Origin of the sequence: Microcystis ichthyoblabe FBCC-A1114, assembly GCF_050500245.1 — a bacterium.
GTDB classification, from domain to species: Bacteria; Cyanobacteriota; Cyanobacteriia; order Cyanobacteriales; family Microcystaceae; genus Microcystis; species Microcystis ichthyoblabe_A.
Genome location: NZ_CP191408.1, coordinates 4,239,142 through 4,254,754, shown reverse-complemented (window position 1 = coordinate 4,254,754; position 15,613 = coordinate 4,239,142). Strand labels below are relative to the sequence as shown.

At 42.4% G+C, this 15,613-nt stretch carries 16 protein-coding genes and 3 pseudogenes; 5 read left to right on the top strand and 14 right to left on the bottom strand.

Annotated features, from left to right (window positions below; translation table 11 throughout):
• Window positions 1-41: 41 nt before the first annotated feature.
• On the top strand, window positions 42-272 hold the full coding sequence (locus ACQY1Y_RS20700) for a helix-turn-helix domain-containing protein (protein ID WP_016516364.1): 231 nt from the start codon (window positions 42-44) through the stop codon (window positions 270-272).
• 44 nt (window positions 273-316) lie between these two features.
• Window positions 317-628, top strand: a complete 312-nt coding sequence (locus ACQY1Y_RS20695) for a DUF4164 family protein (RefSeq protein WP_002737935.1) — start codon at window positions 317-319, stop codon at window positions 626-628.
• 105 nt (window positions 629-733) lie between these two features.
• Here the strand turns inward: ACQY1Y_RS20695 and ACQY1Y_RS20690 are convergent, their stop codons facing one another.
• Window positions 734-955, bottom strand: a complete 222-nt coding sequence (locus ACQY1Y_RS20690; RefSeq protein ID WP_079209331.1) for a hypothetical protein — start codon at window positions 953-955, stop codon at window positions 734-736.
• Between the two features lie 139 nt (window positions 956-1,094).
• Between ACQY1Y_RS20690 and ACQY1Y_RS20685 the strand changes: the two genes are divergently transcribed.
• Both ACQY1Y_RS20685 and ACQY1Y_RS20680 read left to right on the top strand, forming a co-directional pair.
• Entirely contained in the window at window positions 1,095-1,901 is an 807-nt protein-coding gene (locus ACQY1Y_RS20685) for a TlyA family RNA methyltransferase (protein WP_024969913.1), read from the top strand.
• A 613-nt stretch (window positions 1,902-2,514) separates the two neighbouring features.
• A complete protein-coding gene (locus ACQY1Y_RS20680; RefSeq protein WP_430013478.1) occupies window positions 2,515-2,895 on the top strand; it encodes a cyclic nucleotide-binding domain-containing protein in 381 nt (126 codons plus the stop codon).
• Window positions 2,896-2,924: 29 nt separating this feature from the next.
• On the opposite strand, the gene fmt is transcribed toward ACQY1Y_RS20680, so the two are convergent.
• The 10 genes and pseudogenes from fmt to ACQY1Y_RS20630 form a co-directional block, all read right to left on the bottom strand.
• Window positions 2,925-3,902, bottom strand: coding sequence for a methionyl-tRNA formyltransferase (gene fmt / locus ACQY1Y_RS20675; protein ID WP_069475440.1), 978 nt, complete (start codon window positions 3,900-3,902; stop codon window positions 2,925-2,927).
• A 41-nt stretch (window positions 3,903-3,943) separates the two neighbouring features.
• Complete coding sequence (pgeF, locus tag ACQY1Y_RS20670; RefSeq protein ID WP_430013477.1) at window positions 3,944-4,738, bottom strand: peptidoglycan editing factor PgeF; 795 nt, start codon at window positions 4,736-4,738, stop codon at window positions 3,944-3,946.
• A 196-nt stretch (window positions 4,739-4,934) separates the two neighbouring features.
• A pseudogene (locus ACQY1Y_RS20665) lies at window positions 4,935-5,296 on the bottom strand (DUF433 domain-containing protein).
• 32 nt (window positions 5,297-5,328) lie between these two features.
• On the bottom strand, window positions 5,329-5,664 hold the full coding sequence (locus tag ACQY1Y_RS20660) for a XisI protein (protein WP_002736025.1): 336 nt from the start codon (window positions 5,662-5,664) through the stop codon (window positions 5,329-5,331).
• A pseudogene (locus tag ACQY1Y_RS20655) lies at window positions 5,652-6,067 on the bottom strand (element excision factor XisH family protein). The gene ACQY1Y_RS20660 and the pseudogene ACQY1Y_RS20655 overlap by 13 nt, the downstream one beginning before the upstream one ends.
• Window positions 6,068-6,211: 144 nt before the next feature.
• Window positions 6,212-6,415, bottom strand: coding sequence for a DUF6887 family protein (locus ACQY1Y_RS20650; RefSeq protein ID WP_002758886.1), 204 nt, complete (start codon window positions 6,413-6,415; stop codon window positions 6,212-6,214).
• Complete coding sequence (locus ACQY1Y_RS20645; protein ID WP_430013476.1) at window positions 6,399-6,554, bottom strand: DUF6888 family protein; 156 nt, start codon at window positions 6,552-6,554, stop codon at window positions 6,399-6,401. Before ACQY1Y_RS20645 ends, ACQY1Y_RS20650 begins: the two co-directional genes overlap by 17 nt.
• 474 nt (window positions 6,555-7,028) lie before the next feature.
• Window positions 7,029-8,759: pseudogene (locus ACQY1Y_RS20640) on the bottom strand (formylglycine-generating enzyme family protein); the annotation flags it as partial.
• Between the two features lie 59 nt (window positions 8,760-8,818).
• Window positions 8,819-10,555 carry an IS1634 family transposase gene (locus tag ACQY1Y_RS20635; RefSeq protein WP_430014703.1) on the bottom strand — a complete coding sequence of 579 codons (1,737 nt, stop codon included), beginning with the start codon at window positions 10,553-10,555 and terminating at the stop codon, window positions 8,819-8,821.
• 117 nt (window positions 10,556-10,672) lie between these two features.
• Window positions 10,673-12,223, bottom strand: a complete 1,551-nt coding sequence (locus tag ACQY1Y_RS20630; protein WP_430013475.1) for a caspase family protein — start codon at window positions 12,221-12,223, stop codon at window positions 10,673-10,675.
• Window positions 12,224-12,388: 165 nt separating this feature from the next.
• Between ACQY1Y_RS20630 and ACQY1Y_RS20625 the strand changes: the two genes are divergently transcribed.
• Window positions 12,389-12,763: a CU044_2847 family protein gene (locus tag ACQY1Y_RS20625; protein WP_104396437.1), complete on the top strand. Its 375-nt coding sequence runs from the start codon at window positions 12,389-12,391 to the stop codon at window positions 12,761-12,763.
• 68 nt (window positions 12,764-12,831) lie between these two features.
• Here the strand turns inward: ACQY1Y_RS20625 and ACQY1Y_RS20620 are convergent, their stop codons facing one another.
• The 3 genes from ACQY1Y_RS20620 to gcvH form a co-directional block, all read right to left on the bottom strand.
• Window positions 12,832-13,419 (bottom strand): hypothetical protein, encoded by a 588-nt coding sequence (locus ACQY1Y_RS20620; protein ID WP_002736844.1) that lies wholly within the window; start codon window positions 13,417-13,419, stop codon window positions 12,832-12,834.
• Between the two features lie 235 nt (window positions 13,420-13,654).
• Complete coding sequence (gene moeB / locus ACQY1Y_RS20615) at window positions 13,655-14,827, bottom strand: molybdopterin-synthase adenylyltransferase MoeB (protein ID WP_430013474.1); 1,173 nt, start codon at window positions 14,825-14,827, stop codon at window positions 13,655-13,657.
• Between the two features lie 159 nt (window positions 14,828-14,986).
• Entirely contained in the window at window positions 14,987-15,382 is a 396-nt protein-coding gene (gcvH, locus tag ACQY1Y_RS20610) for a glycine cleavage system protein GcvH (protein WP_002737085.1), read from the bottom strand.
• Window positions 15,383-15,613 lie beyond the last annotated feature (231 nt).

The following is a 15,613-nucleotide window of genomic DNA, read 5'->3' as shown; positions in this document are numbered from 1 at the left end:
ATATAATGTCAACAGTATTTTTAGATGATTTTTGAGATATAATGACGGATAGGGAACTAGGACAGCGTATGCAGAAATTACGAGAAAACGCTGGGTTAACTCAAAGAAAACTAGCGGAACGGTTAGGTGTGACAGTGCAAACCGTAAGCAATTGGGAAACAGGCTACAGGGAACCGAGAATGAACCCATCTCAAACATTAAAGCTATGTCAATCCCTTAACTGCTCACTTGCACAACTAGCTGGAGCGATCGCACCATGCCAAGACAACTGACATATTTAGGTATCCCCAATCTCACCAGCGATCGCAATTAAAAAATGGCTAACGAAACCGTTACTTATTCCCTAGAAGCTGTTCTGACAAGGATCGAGGGGAAAATAGACTCCCTACAAAGAGATGTCAATCAAAAATTCGACAAAATCGATGAACGGTTAACCAAAGTAGAAATAGGACAATCGGAGATCAGAGGGGACATTAAAGCTTTAGATGAGCGACTAACTACGGAAATTAAAGGACTAACGACACGGGTTGCTTATCAGGAATTTACCAACCGGGGAATTTTTATCGCCCTAGTTGTCGCCATTTTAGGAGGGGCTGCTAAACTTTTTGGTTTTTTTCCCAATCCCTGACAGCGATCGCCATCGGTTAGGCCGAGGTTGACACTAAAGACCTAAACCAAGTTCTAAAATCCAGTTGATTCTTTTTGGACGAATGCCATCGGCCTCTACATTCAACTATAAACCCAAACGCTGCTTTTGACGGGCTTTATAGGAAGCTAACAGCCAAATAGAGCCAGAAATCAAAGAAGGAGCAAGGACAAAAAAAGTGGCCATGGTCACGGGATGTTCCCGGGCCCAGACCCAATAAATCATCACGGCAAAAATCAAGCCACAGTAAGCTAGTCCGAGAAAGGGAATGCCAATGACTAAAACGGCGAATCGAGTATCTTTATCCATAAAATATCGTGATGGCAGCGAAAATTTGGCTGATGGGTTCCGCTTGTCCCTTTCTTTACTTATAATCTTCCTTCTGGGATTGCTTGGGGAAAAATAAGGTATTTTTTAGAATTAGGCGCTGATTATTGGGAGGCCTTCCTTGCCGAAAGAAAGATTAGATTTATTATTGGTAGCCAAAAATCTCTGTGATTCCCGTCAACAGGCACAGCGATTAATTCGCGCTGGAGAGGTGAAAGTCAATCACCAAATCATCGATAAACCGGCCACAGAAATCGATCGGTCAGCGGCGATCGAGGTTAAGCAGAAACTGCCCTATTTGTCAAGGGGGGGCGAAAAATTAGCCAAGGCCTTAGAATTGTTTGCCATCGATGTCAGCGATCGCATTTGTTTAGATGGAGGCATTTCCACGGGGGGATTTACCGATTGTCTCTTGCAAAAAGGAGCAAAACAGGTTTATGGGGTCGATGTGGGTTATGGACAAGTGGCCTGGAGTTTACGGCAGGATCAACGAGTTATTTTACTAGAAAGAACTAATTTTCGCTATTTAACCCCAGAAAAGTTATACGGACAGGAAAAACCCGCCGATTTAGCAGTTATGGATCTGTCCTTTATTTCCCTGACCAAAGTTTTACCGACCCTGTGGACGCTATTAAATCCACCGCGAGAAGCGATTTTATTAGTCAAACCCCAATTCGAGGTGGGACGGGAAAAAGTCGGCAAAAAAGGGGTAGTTCGCGACTACCAAGACCAAGCAGGGGCAATTTTTCAGGTTTTACAGGCCGCAGAAGTCTTAGGATGGTTCTATCGGGGTTTAACTTGGTCTCCCATTACCGGACCTGCGGGTAATGTCGAGTATCTTCTCTGGTTGTCCACCGATACTGGCCAAGTTAGTCCCAGTTTAGCCGCGATCGCAGAAATCACCCAAGCAGCGATCGAACAGTTTTAACCCCAGTGTTTTGTCAAGGCAGTGGGGAGATTTTCAGAAAAACCCTTGACAAATGGCGAGACTTGCTTTATACTTTATGTATAATGGGAATCCGTTTGCCCATATATATAGGGTTTTTGAGGGAAGATAAGAGAGAAAAAAATAGACTCAAAAATCGGGTTGGGTAGGAAGAGGATAAAGGTATGAAGACGGAAATTTTCCCTCCCCGACAAGCATTAAACCCACCTTCCGCACTTCTTAACATTCAATTGATAATTTTTACTAATACATTGCTTACAACCCTTTGCCAGTAAAGATTGTAGCTACAAGGATCGATTTTCATCAAGGTGAAGAATTGTAATTTGTTTTCTCAGAAAAAATCAATTATTGAAAATGTTCTCAATAGTAGTTTCTACAATGAAGCTTTTTCGTCAAAACATCTTGGGGAATGTAAAAATATATAAAGGTATATGAAGATGTGCGGAATGTCGGATTAAACAAAGCATTTCTGAGAGTCAAACCGAATCTTTGTCAGGTAGAGAAGTTTCAAGTATTCTTACATACAAAAACGATGATCGGGCAGTTCAATCTATTGGAAAATGGGAGAGATAACCCGAAAAATTCTTGTTAAATCATGTTAAGTCCCGTAGAGACGATTAAAATTCTCGAAAATCATCCCGATCGCACTTTTCCAACTGGTGAAGTTATTTTTGCCGATGGCACGGAGGGCGATTTAATGTACGGTATTCTTAGTGGAGAGGTGGAGATGTATATCAAGGGGCAATTGATAGAAACTCTACAAAAAGGGGACGTATTCGGAGCAGGAGCGCTCCTGCACCCAGATAAACTGCGAGAATCCACAGCTATCGCCAAAACTGATTGTAAATTAGCCTATCTCAATCAACCGCAGTTTTTATTTGCCGTGCAGGAAACCCCCATGTTTGCGATCGAAGTATTAAGAAGTTATTCCGATCGCTTTCGCAAGTTAAAAAAAATCTTCGCCGGTGAAGCATAGAGGAGCAAAGGAAAGCCATACCCCGAAAACTATTGACCGAAAATCTCACCAATAGTTAAACGGGAACCATTGACCAAATCCCCACCAGAACGCGGAGGTTTTCCCGATAATTGCACTTCTTTTAATAATAATAAACCCGCTCCCGTCTGCACCACCGGCCCGAAATTTTTCCAGAGAGCCACGATCGATCCCACTTCTCCGCTTAGATGAGAAAGGTCTTTTGTCTGTAATTCTCGAGGCAGTTGCTCCGGATCGTCTAGGGGAATAGTGGCCATCACTTTAAAGGGTTGTCCCCGGAAAGTGGTTAGCGCATGAGGATAAAAACCCCGGACTCGATCGTGAATTGTCCGGCCCGAATCTTGCCAGTGGATTAGATAGTCAGATTTTTGAATTAAAGGGGCATAGGTGGCATCATCGTTATTTTGAGGAATTGGGGTAATTTCTGCTCGATCGAGCTTAGAGAGGGTTTCTAGGAGCAAATCCGCCCCCATTTGGCCTAGGGTTGCTCCCACCTGTTCGGCATTGTCAAAAAGAGCGATCGGGGTGTAGGCTTTCAGTAGCATCGGTCCGGTGTCCATGCCCGCATCCATTAACATGGTGGTAATGCCGGTTTCTTTTTCTCCCCTAGCGATGCACCACTGCACGGGGGCTGCTCCCCGATATTTCGGTAAAATTGAGCCATGAACGTTAATACAGCCTAATCTCGGCATCTCTAGAATTTCTGGGGAGAGGATTTGTCCGTAGGCAACTACTACAAAGGCATCCGCTCGCGATTGTCTGAGAAAATCTAAGGTTTTAGCATTTTTTTTGACACTTTTAGGCTGTAAAACTGGTATTTGCTGTTCTATGGCTATTTGTTTCACCGGTGAGGGGATTAATTGATTACCCCTTCCCCGGCGCTTGTCCGGTTGGGTAACGACGGCAATTATTTCTATATCGGGATTGGCTAATAATTTTTTGAGGGTGGGGACGGCAAAAGTCGGGGTTCCGAAAAAAACAATACGCATGGGAGAGGGGGGATTTTTCAGTTATCAGTGTGCAGTAATCATTAACGACTAACTATGCCAGACCATTGGATTTTTTTGGCTTTTTCCCGACGATAGGAGAAAAAATGCTCCTCTTGTTGATAGGTACAAAAAGGAGCGATCGCAATTTGTTGATCTCTAATTCCTAACTGTTGTAGTTGATGATAAATCACCCTTCGCACGTCCAAGCGAACTTTTCCTTTTTCCTCGTCAGCAAATAAGGGGGAAGGGGAGAGGTTAAATAAATTCGCCAGAATTTGGTCGGGATTGGTTTCTTGAGGAAATAAACTTAAACCCACTTCTACGGCAACTTCTGCCTCTACTTGATACACTTCCCCGGCAATTGCCGGCCCCAGGGCCAACACTAAGTTATCTAAACAACTACCGGAGTTTAATAACTGCTTAACTGCTTTGACAACTATTCCCTTAGCTGTCCCTCTCCATCCAGAATGAATCGCCACCCCAACACCGCTAGAGCGATCGCCTATTAGTACAGGTGTACAATCAGCACTGGCCACCCAAATCCCTTGACCGGAAGCATCGGTAATAATTCCATCCGCTTCGGCTATTTCTGGGTTAGTAATCCCTTGGGGATTTAATAGGCGATCGCCATGTACCTGTTTGACCCGATAAACTGGTACATTTGCCCCTAGAGCAGCCGTAAAAGCTTCCGGGGTTTGGGGGTAATAATGACGGGTAAAAAAGCCGTGGGACCAGTCCTCTAGGAGATTACAGGTAAGATAGGGCAATCCTTGCCATGTTTGCCATTGCCACAGAGAAGTCTCGGTTAATCGGACATCGATCGCTACATTGGTCACAGTCTAAGCCTCTCTGGCTGCAATAATACCTTATTCTTTCCTATCCTAGTTCTGAGCTTGGCAAACGGCAACCGGAAAATTATTACCCAAACCCTTGACAAATGGCGAGACTTGCTTTAGACTTTTTATATAATGGGAATCCGTGCGCCCATATATATAGGGTTTTTGAGGGAAGATAAGAGAGAAAAAAATAGCCTCAAGAATCGGGTTGGGTAGGAAGAGGATAAAGGTATGAAGACGGAAAATTTCTCTCCCCGGCAAGCATTAAACAAAGCATTCCTGAGTAGGGATAATTCATGAATTATCCCTACATAATTATCCCTACAATAGGAATTGTTGTTAGGGTGATTCTTCAACCTCAGTACAATGAGTCTCAATGTATGCTAGGGCTGAATCAATCTGTCTATCATTAAGACCAAGTTTTTCACGAATCAGCTTGGGGGGATACTGAGCCTTTAGGTAATCCATAACATCATAAAGGGTAATTCGCGTACCGGCGATTATCAATCCACGCTCTGTACGAATAATAGCTGATTGCCCGTTGGATACTAGAACCATACTCATAACCTTCTAGAATTTCATTCTATAGCTTATTTTACCGCAAATTCAGTATAGGGTCGAATATGTTCGGGTTTAAAGGCAAGGACAATTTGCTCTTTAGGAATACCGGCGGCTAATAAATCAGTGGCAATACCGTCTTCGGTTCCGTCTCGTTGTATCCAGATTTTACCATTAATAATTTGTAAATGCAGTAAACAGCCATGTACTCTTTCTCGGTTATCCCAACCTTCTAAGAGAATTAGATAGTTATCAGAGTCTTTGTCAATAATGAGGAGGCGGTTTACCTCTCCAGTAGCATAGCGCAAGTTTGCATAATAACGGAGAGATTCAATAATAATTTTTCTCATTTTTTCTAAACTATCCATCTTAAAATAACCTCCTCAATTTCGTCAAAAATTAATAATTTTAATCGTTTGTTGTCTAATAAAACTTGACCAATAGATCTTGAAAAATATCGGCAAAAGCTTGTTGATGAATTGCTAAATATAAAGTTCTTTCAGATTTTAGTTTTGTCAATAAATCATAGTATAAAATATATTGTCCTAATGCTTTTTCTAAGTCGTCGATAGATGATTTGCCAACAAAACTTTTAATTTCAATGGCAATTTTTTGATTGTCTTTTTCGGCGGCAATAATTTTTTCTGCTCCTAAGTCAATATATAAATCTCTTTTTCCCCAGCGAATAATTAGGGGGTCATGGGTAATTGTCCAGCCATCTTTGTCTAAGGCAGTTCTCACGGTATCATGATAAATATCTTTTGCTAGCATTTTTATTATAACTGATGATTATTAGAGATGCATCGATTTTGGTACTGTTGAAGAATCGGTGATTCGTCTTTTTCATCTCGTTCCCAGGTTCTACCTGAAGCATACATTAAGGCAGAGCCTTGGTACAAGCAAGTTAAATTGATTTTATTTATCCATTTTTGCCTTGAGAAATTCTTCTAATTTCTTCATATCTTCTTGACTAGGAGTAAGGGTAAATCTAGTTACACCTGATTCAGTTCGCATTCTATCCATATAAATTCTTAGGGCTTCATCATCTTCTCGATGGGAGAGGACATATTTTCTTAATTCTGGGCGAGACATTTGGTAAAAATCAGGTTGATGATTCATCTTCAAACTCCACATTAGTGAGCAAGATGCTCACATTACTATTTTCATCATACCGAAATAGATAAATATCGGTATAGAAGTTAGACAGGGTTTGACACATTCTAATGCAAGTAAGCATCTGTTCGGGAGTGGGTATCATTATTGATGGCTTTTTCCTCCAATTTACGAGTTTATACCTGTAATAAGTATAGCATACTACTGGATTGAAACAGCTAATTTAGTGCCTTAGATTTAAGGGAATGCGAGCATCCTGCTCGCTAATTATTCAAGTAGTCTGCTCGCTAGATGTTATAGTCATTTCAAATAAGTTTGAGACATAAGCTTTTCATCATTTAAATTGGTATTTGAGGTTGTAGGGGCGAAGCATTCGGATAAGAAATCTACGGTTTCAGCGATAGGTTATTGCCCGAATGCTTCGCCCCTACGGGAGTGCTTACTGACAATAATAGTGAGCTAGGTGAGTCTTATCTCATTCTTATTTGAAACAACTATATATACCAAGCCAGAGCCTTGGCACAAGCAAATTTCAAAAAAAAATTCGCTTGCTACGCTCGCTTAAAAGGGAAAAAAATACAGGATAAAGGGTAAAAGTGAAAGAGAAAAAAGGGAAAAGCTAAGTCCTCGACGACGCAACTACCCGCAGCCCGAAGCTGCCGAAGCTTCTAAGATCGGGATCGTCCCAGTTGCGGTAGGCACAACGGCAGCTTCCTGGGTCGTGGCCCCACGAACCGCCGCGCAGCAACTTATATTGAGAATTATTCTCATTCAACCACGCCCGACCATCTATTGGTGCGCCTTCATAATGATCATGCCAATCATCTAAACACCATTCAGAGACGTTCCCGTGCATATCATAAAGTCCAAAGGCATTTGCGATTTGAAACCTGCCTACGGTGGTCGTCCTTGCAAGAGCAGTTTGTGCATAATTTGCCAAAGCTGGGTCAATTTTCCAACCAAAATGATAAAGCGGATAAATCGGATTTTGGCTTAATTCTTCACTGATAACTGATAACTGATAACTGATAACTGACCTACAAGCATATTCCCACTCTGCTTCACTGGGTAAACGGTATTGATAGCCTTTCCCTTTTTTCTGAGACCAGCGCGATAGTCTCTCACAGAATTCCACCGCATCCTGCCAACTAATACGTTCCACTGGTCGGCAGCTATTTCCTTTATAGTGTGAAGGGTCTGGGTTGAGATCCCGTTCAACTTTAGGCAAAGAAGCTACTGCTCGCCACTGCGCCTGCGTTACGAGATATTTGCCCATCAGGAAGGGAGAAATCTTGACCTTATGTGGCTGGCGTTCATTTGGATATGCTCCTTCTTCTCCTTCAGAAGCACCCATCCAAAACTCACCCCCGGGAATTTCCACTATTTCTAGGTTTATTCCGTCTTCTAACTCTTCGATTACTGTGGCTGGTAGATCGTTTTCTGCGATGATTGAGAGGGCAATTTTTCCTTGCTTATCAACCTCTGCTGTCCAGATAGGAACCTCCTCTCCCCACTGCTTCAGCAACCAGGACGCTGACAGCCTTATCTGTGGTTTTTCCTTCTCATTTTCGAGTAAATTTCTCAACTTTTCTCGGCTTAAAAATGATTTGTTAGTTGCTTCTTTTTCTAAAGCTTGACAGTCTAAATCATCAATATCTGGCCTTCTCATATAAGAACGCAACTCCTCCTGGCTACTAGCTTCGAGAAAATCTTTAGCCAATTGCGTAGTCTCCACCGTGTCTTGATATTCTTGCAGGACTTTCTCCGCATCTGCTAACTTGTCACCCGACCACAAATAATACTGAGATTTGTTATTTTTTTGCCAGTCTTTGGCATCTTTATCCACCTGTTTGGCTAATTCTCTTCCCTTGCGAGTTTCGGTTCGCCACAGATTCAGGTTGTCCCACTTTTCAATTAAAGCTTCATGGGCTAAATCTACCCAAGCTTCTTCTTCTCGTTCAGTTTTTCCCGTTACTAAAAGGCGACCTTTTACTAATCCTTGTTTTCCTTCAATTAGTTCTGTTAAAACTTTTTGTCCTTCTTGATTATCTCCAGCTAAAGACAAGATAAAGGCTTTTGATTGACGCAATCTGGTATCTTTTTCCCCATCTCCTATTTGCAGAAGATTCAAGAAAATTCGCTTGATTAAAGCTTTCTCTGCTTCCGTTCGCTCTTTTACAGGTTTTTCTTCTTCATAATCCCTATATTGATAAACTTTATCTGCATGACAATTTAATGCGCCTTCCATCCTACCTATCGCCTGGTAAGCGTCTAAAGTAACCTGATACTTTGCTTCATCTCGCCTCTGCCAAAGCTGGGTTAAAGCAAACTCTAATAACTGGACTTCCCCGTTGACAAAAGGCCATAACCTATGCTGTAGGAGGGATTAAGAGAATTTCCGCCGCCCCGTTACTGGGTACAAATCAGGGAAACTCCCAATAAATCTAACGCTTTTTGTTGCAGTTGGGTCGGTCGAGTTATCTTAGAAAAACGATAACTTCCCTCCCTAATCGTACATTCCACTGTATTCAAGCAAATTGTCCCCAGGTCTTCCAACAAAGTCCGAAAGCTATGCACAGGGAGGTTCTCTTGATTCCGTTTTTTTCTCTCTTTAGACTGAGCGGATTCACTGCGACTCGCTTTAATCACATTCAGAGAACCATCATCAATTTCTTCATCCTCAAATAACAAAGGAGCCAAGCACTGTTTTAAATGCCATTCCACATAATAAGCCAACATACATAAAAAGATATGAGCTTTGACTCTATCACCCTTATAATGATATATAGGACGTACCTTTAAATCAATTGACTTATAACAGCGAAATGCCTCCTCCACTTGAGACAAACTTTTATAAGCTTTAACCGTCGTCGCTGCATCCATCAAAGTTGACTCCAGAGAAGTTCTTAACACATACACACCATCCAAAGCCGTTTCTTGAGCGATTAATTCCAGCTTACGCTGATAAGAAAAGCCTTCTTCTGTTATCTCTAAGTTATAGTATTTATTGACCTTAAACTGATTAAGAACCTTGCCCACTCTCAAAGCTATCTTATCTTGACCCTTTAAAGCTCTTTTCTCCCTTTGAGTCGCCTGAACAATCAAATCTAGTTCCTTCTCTACCGCTTCTAATAATGCCTCTCTTTGTAGTTGATTTTTCTGGGCGATTAAGGGATTCCGACAAGCAATTAATCTTTCATCGGGATAATCTTCACTCTCAAATTCCACCAAGTTTACCTGATCAAATAATCCTAATTGAATCACTTCTACCTCAGCCAGTTTCCGAATTTGAGGCTTAGTTAAACCAGTAATATAGTCTAATCCTTCTATGGGTTTTACTAATTCGTTGATTTTCGAGTTGGTTAAAATTCCTCTATCGCTTACCCAGACAACATTCTCAATCCCCCAACCCTTTCTGACTTTCTCAATTTGTCCGCTTAAAGTAGCACCGTCTGAAGTGTTTCCTTCAAATACTTCTACCGCTATCGGACAACCCTTGGCTGAACAGAGCAGACCAAAAACTATCTGAGTTTTCCCTTTCTTTTTATCTCGGTTATAACCATATTTTCCCAGTTCACAACCATTTCCTTCTAGGTAGGTAGAAGTGACATCATACAAGACTAATGTTCCTGATTCTAAGTGTTTAATTGCTAGGTGCTTCTCAATTTTCTCTTGTTTTTCTAATAACCAATCTAAGGCGTTATATAATTCGTCTTCATCGGCTTTCTCTAAGTCTAACAATTGTCCTAAACTCTGACTACAAGTCTCGCTATTAAACCCTCTCGCTGTGGCTAGTTTCGATTTAGGATTGATGATTCTTGCCACAATCATCGCCACTACTAAGTTTCTGATTCGTGAGGATTTTTCACTGATTATTTTATCTAAACCTAATTTTTTAATCGTCTCTAAAATAGCCATCACATGACCATGAGGAAGACTTCTAATCACTTCAAAATGATTGGGAATGCCTTCATTCATGGACAGTGTTGCCCCTTTGAGAGCCAGTTTCAAATTGTCGATAATATCATCGGGTAATTTTGAGAGATTGGCCAGGGTTCTTTTTTTGACTTGATCTCCTTCTCGGTAGGACTCCCGAAGAAGAACGGCGGGGGGGGAATTACGGTTAGGAACTTTTTCTATATACATGGCTATCATTCTAGCAAATAGAGAGAATTCTTGTCCATTAAGAAATGTTACAAATTACATGGGTACATTAAGAAAAGTTAAGGGGCGTATCCATTGATGGATAAGGGTTTTCGGCTATTATAGTATATATGTATGGGGGAAGTTCAGTAATAATGGTAAAAATCCTGGTTCTTGTTTAATATCTTCAAGGATTTTATTGAGCAATTCTTTCGTAACTTCATAGCCTTGCAGTTTGGCTGGTTCGGTGATAGCTTCTAGCAAATCTAATCCCCTTAGATCTGGCAGGTATTCGGCGTTATTTTGAATCAATTTTCGCAAAGAATCGTAACGCAAACAGGGTTCAATGAAATCCGCCCTCATGGTAGCGACAACTGCCAGAGGAGAGTCTGGAATTGTGGCAACTTGAGTAATCAATTCGATAAAGCGATCGCGCTGTTCCGCTAGAGCAAAAGTGAATAATTCCTCAAATTGATCCACCACCAGCAAGAATTTGTGTTCGCGGGGAAAAAGCTCTAATAGCGGTTTTAAGCCTTCCCTGTCTTGATTATTGATACATTGATCCAGCAATTGTTGATCATCTCGAAAATAGGGTAACAGCAAGCTTTCCAACATTGTTAACGGCTTAAATCCGGGCTTGATCGGTTCGAGAATGTGCCATCCTAATTCTTCCAACCAGGGCATCAATCCCGCCAGAACTACCGAAGATTTACCACTTCCAGAAGCACCAATCAGAGGGACAAAATTTAGCCGATCCAGCTTAGATTTGATGTCGTCCACCACTCGCTTGCGTCCGAAGAAAAATGGGCGTTCCTTCTTAGTAAACGCCAGCAATCCTTGATAGGGACAGCGCAATTCTCCCTTCTCATCTAGTAACGGGTTCACTTCTTTAACTTGAGGTTGCGCCCCATATTTGACCAGAATTAGCGATCGCCCAACTCCCATGCGAATCGGTTCTTGACCCTTCCCGCGCAATTCCCGCGAAACGAAATCAAACAGGCGATCGGCACTAATTTCTCCCGTTTTTGGGTCCGCCTCTTTTTGGGACAATCCTTTCAGTAAGGCGGCGGTGAACAAACTGTATTTCTTATCTTCCCAAGCCACCTGTTCTGACCGACAGGCGGCGATTAGGTAGTAATCTTGCTTCTCCTTAAACGCTGAGAGGCTAGGTTCTAGCAAAGTGCGATTTAATTCCCGATTTTCGGGCAATAACGCCCCCGCATGGCAACAGTCTAGCATTACTACCAGATTACTCAAATTAGAACGCCGTAATAAAGGATTGAGTTCTCGGTCTAAAGAAATGGCATTTTTGCCGTCGGGTTGGCTATCGGAGGTGGCGAGATAGGCTTCCCCGTCACCGATGCGATTGATCAGGCGAAACCCGTGTCCTGAAAAGTAGATCAAGACTTCTTGATTTTTGGTCTGCTCTCCCGATAAAATTTGCTGTAAGGCCTGCAAGACTTCATTCCCCGTTACCTTTCCTGGAACAACTTCGTAGCGTTTTTCTGCGGCAATCCAGCAATTGGGTAGGCGTTCTACATTGGCAAATGTCCCAGTATTCTCCAAGAATTTAGCAACAGCTTCCGCATCTTTGGCGGGTTTACTCAAAGATGGTAGAAAGTTCCGGTTATCGTAATGGTTAATGCCGATGACAAGGGCGTAGCGAGTCATAGACAGTCAGCAAGGGATAGAAATGTTTTTTATGTTAGGTTATTTTTTGGTAAACTGCAAGGAAAGCATAGGCCCTCTCTTAGATAATCTTTTCTTATCATCACAAGTATGGGAGAGCTAGGAAATAGTTAAGAAAAAAGTTAATTTTCAATTTCTGCATTATTTATGACTCGACTAACTCCGATCCAAATTGACGAAAACACTCTAATTTATATAGAGTCCACCGATGACCTAGAAATTCCTGCCGAGACTGTAAAAACGGAGGGAAGAGTTGCTAAAGGGGTAATTAATGTACCAGATAAACAGCAAATTTTGCAGAATTTTCAGACAATTGAAGATACAATTCGTACTTACACTACTTACACTTTAAACGCTTTTCGCAATTTAGCCATTGCCAACATTGAGGAAGTCACTTTACAATTTGGTGTGGAAATCGGCGGTGAGGTAGGAATCCCTTATATTACTAAAGGAACCGCTAAAAGTAATTTAAATATTACGGTTAAGTGTACCTTTCCTAAGCCGCCGAACTCGTCTGATTGATGGTTCAATATTTAACGTTTTCTGGTTCTTCCGTATATTACCAAAATAAGAGAGCCAAATAATCTTGATTAAAGTCTCTGGTCTTGATTTTGGGGATAACTGGGGAATAGATCTCTGGGGAAATCCTCGGCACTTAAACAGGTTTGTAAAGCTTGGGAGGGGTTATTTTTGTCCACACCACGACTGACAGCGATAACGCACTCGGAAAAGCGCCCGGGTAATAAACTTTGACGACAGGAATCTAAAACCTGTTTAGAAATCCCTAATTTATCGGGTTCCTTGGCTGTTTCTGTTTCCGTTTGTTTGAGGGAATTAGCGGCAAATAAGGGGGCAGCGCGATGGATATCGACCACACAGTGACCTAGGTCGATGGGACGACGCACTTGAAAACAAGCTTGCAGAGCCAGATTACCATCGATCGGGGTTTTGGATTTAATCATTACCACACAGCGGGATAATTCTTTAGGAATTAATGCTTCTGAACAAGCGGTGGCGGCATCTTGGGGACTGACTCCCGTGCGGACAATCTGACTGATACAGGCACTAAATTGATTATTATTGCCAAATGCGATCGCTGTTCGGTTCATTTCTACTAAGCCAAGGGAAATAGTAGCGATCGCGCTCCAACTAGCAATTTTTTTAATATGGTTTTTCATCGTTTGCTCACACCGAAGATTTTAAGGCTAACTCGCCTTGATTTTAACAGATTCACGGGCAATAATGGGGGGAGGAAATTATGAATTATGAAGTGGGGAGATGGGGGAATGGGGTAGGGTTGATTCATGAATCAACCCTACCTTGAATCAACCCTAGGGAGATGGGGGAATGGGGAGATGGGGGAATTTGACTAATACCCCAAAACCCTAACACCCCAAAACCCAGGGACCAAAATTAGTATTCTGGTACAGTGGAATCGACTTCACGACTCCAGGCGCTGATACCACCTTTGACGTTAATTCCTTCGATACCTGCGTCTTTGAGGATAGCGAGGGCTTTAGCGGAACGTCCCCCCATCTTACAATGGGCGATAAGACGATAACCGTTGACTAATTCCTTAATTTTGGGAATTGCCGAACCATTTTCGATATCGGGTAGGGGAATTAATACCGAGTTGGGAATCTTAGCGATTTGGTACTCGTTGGGATTACGCACATCGATGAGAATGTAATCATTGGCATTGCTGTCAATTAGTGCTTTTAACTCTACTACGGTCATTTCTGTCATTTTTTGCTGTTCTGCTGCTTCTTGTGCCTTCGCTTGCGGAATACCGCAGAATTGTTCGTAATCAATTAGTTTTTCAATGACGGGACGGATGGGATTCGGACGCAATTTTAACTCGCGGAATTTCATTTCCCAAGCATTGTAAAGCAGTAAACGACCACTGAGGGTATCCGGAGCGCCGAGGATGATTTTAATGGCTTCTGTGGCTTGAATTGTGCCGATTACTCCGGGTAAAACCCCTAAAACGCCGCCTTCGGCACAGGAGGGAACCATCCCCGGTGGTGGCGGTTCGGGATAGAGATCGCGGTAGTTGGGACCGCCTTGGTAGTTAAAAACGGTTGCTTGTCCTTCAAAGCGGAAAATTGAGCCATAGACGTTGGGTTTGTCGAGAATAACACAAGCATCATTAGTCAGATAACGGGTGGGGAAATTATCGGTCCCGTCGATAACTACATCATAGGGGGCTAAAATGTCAAGGGCATTTTCGGAACTTATGCGGGTTTCGTACAAATCCACCTGACAATAGGGGTTAATTTCTAGAATTCTGTCCTTAGCGGAAACAATTTTCGGTTTGCCTACCCAAGAAGTGCCGTGAATAATTTGACGTTGCAGATTGGAACTATCGACGATATCGAAGTCAACAATACCGATTCTACCGATGCCAGCCGCCGCTAGATAGAGTAAAAGCGGGGAACCGAGTCCCCCGGTGCCGATGCAGAGAACACTGGCGGCTTTTAGTTTTTTTTGACCTTCTAAGCCCACTTCGGGCAGAATAATGTGTCGAGAGTAGCGTTGAACCTCCTCTTTGGAAAGTTCGATCGCCGCGAGATTAGGATTTAGCATAGATTGGGTAAATAGTGAAACCTGACTCGATTCGGGCAAGAATTTCGTCTCAGCACGATTTAGAGACAAAAATCAGGAAGACTCGATCGCTTCCTGTTTTTTCAATTCTTTCTATGATTATGATAGTGTGAGGGTCTGGCTCCCTGTTGTTAATATTAGTTAACTTTCCCCTGCTACTTGGGCGCGGTATTCACTAGCGGAGAGGGTATCAGCCAAGGCAGTATCGGGATTTTCTACCCGCACTTTTAATAACCAACCCTCCCCGTGGGGATCATCGGCAATTAATTCGGGGGAGTCAATCATCGCTTGATTGCGATCGACTACGGTCCCCGAGACGGGAGGATAAAGATCTTCTACCGCTTTTACCGATTCGATCGTGCCGAAACTACTACCTACTTCCAGCGCCTCTCCCAATTCGGGCAATTCTAGAAACACGATATCACCCAATTGATCGACGGCAAAAGCACTAATTCCCAAGGTAGCGATTTCACCTTCGAGTCTGACGTATTCGTGGGTTTCTAGGTATCTCAAATCCTCGGGATATTCCAGTTCCATCGTCTGTCTCTAAATATTTACAGCATCAGTTAGTTTACTAGATCTCTTGGGGAAAATGTTCATCGGCTAGGGCTGTTTTATTGCCGATCGCTACCTAGACAAAATTAATTACACCGATCAAACCCTGATTAAACAGCTAGAATTGGTCTAGGTTGATCGGGGAACGCCACAGAACACTGGAAAAGTAAGGGTTAGCCGCTTTTTTAGCTCACTTAACAATACCCAGTTTAA

What these genes read in the sequence shown, in the direction of transcription:
- ACQY1Y_RS20645 (WP_430013476.1), bottom strand. Translation starts at nt 6,554, where the DNA reads ATGATACCCACTCCCGAACAGATGCTTACTTGCATTAGAATGTGTCAA.
- ACQY1Y_RS20625 (WP_104396437.1), top strand. Translation starts at nt 12,389, where the DNA reads ATGACTCGACTAACTCCGATCCAAATTGACGAAAACACTCTAATTTAT.
- ACQY1Y_RS20690 (WP_079209331.1), bottom strand. Translation starts at nt 955, where the DNA reads ATGGATAAAGATACTCGATTCGCCGTTTTAGTCATTGGCATTCCCTTT.
- ACQY1Y_RS20650 (WP_002758886.1), bottom strand. Translation starts at nt 6,415, where the DNA reads ATGAATCATCAACCTGATTTTTACCAAATGTCTCGCCCAGAATTAAGA.
- gcvH (WP_002737085.1), bottom strand. Translation starts at nt 15,382, where the DNA reads ATGGAACTGGAATATCCCGAGGATTTGAGATACCTAGAAACCCACGAA.
- ACQY1Y_RS20680 (WP_430013478.1), top strand. Translation starts at nt 2,515, where the DNA reads ATGTTAAGTCCCGTAGAGACGATTAAAATTCTCGAAAATCATCCCGAT.
- ACQY1Y_RS20630 (WP_430013475.1), bottom strand. Translation starts at nt 12,223, where the DNA reads ATGACTCGCTACGCCCTTGTCATCGGCATTAACCATTACGATAACCGG.
- moeB (WP_430013474.1), bottom strand. Translation starts at nt 14,827, where the DNA reads ATGCTAAATCCTAATCTCGCGGCGATCGAACTTTCCAAAGAGGAGGTT.
- ACQY1Y_RS20695 (WP_002737935.1), top strand. Translation starts at nt 317, where the DNA reads ATGGCTAACGAAACCGTTACTTATTCCCTAGAAGCTGTTCTGACAAGG.
- ACQY1Y_RS20620 (WP_002736844.1), bottom strand. Translation starts at nt 13,419, where the DNA reads ATGAAAAACCATATTAAAAAAATTGCTAGTTGGAGCGCGATCGCTACT.
- fmt (WP_069475440.1), bottom strand. Translation starts at nt 3,902, where the DNA reads ATGCGTATTGTTTTTTTCGGAACCCCGACTTTTGCCGTCCCCACCCTC.
- ACQY1Y_RS20660 (WP_002736025.1), bottom strand. Translation starts at nt 5,664, where the DNA reads ATGGATAGTTTAGAAAAAATGAGAAAAATTATTATTGAATCTCTCCGT.
- ACQY1Y_RS20700 (WP_016516364.1), top strand. Translation starts at nt 42, where the DNA reads ATGACGGATAGGGAACTAGGACAGCGTATGCAGAAATTACGAGAAAAC.
- ACQY1Y_RS20635 (WP_430014703.1), bottom strand. Translation starts at nt 10,555, where the DNA reads ATGTATATAGAAAAAGTTCCTAACCGTAATTCCCCCCCCGCCGTTCTT.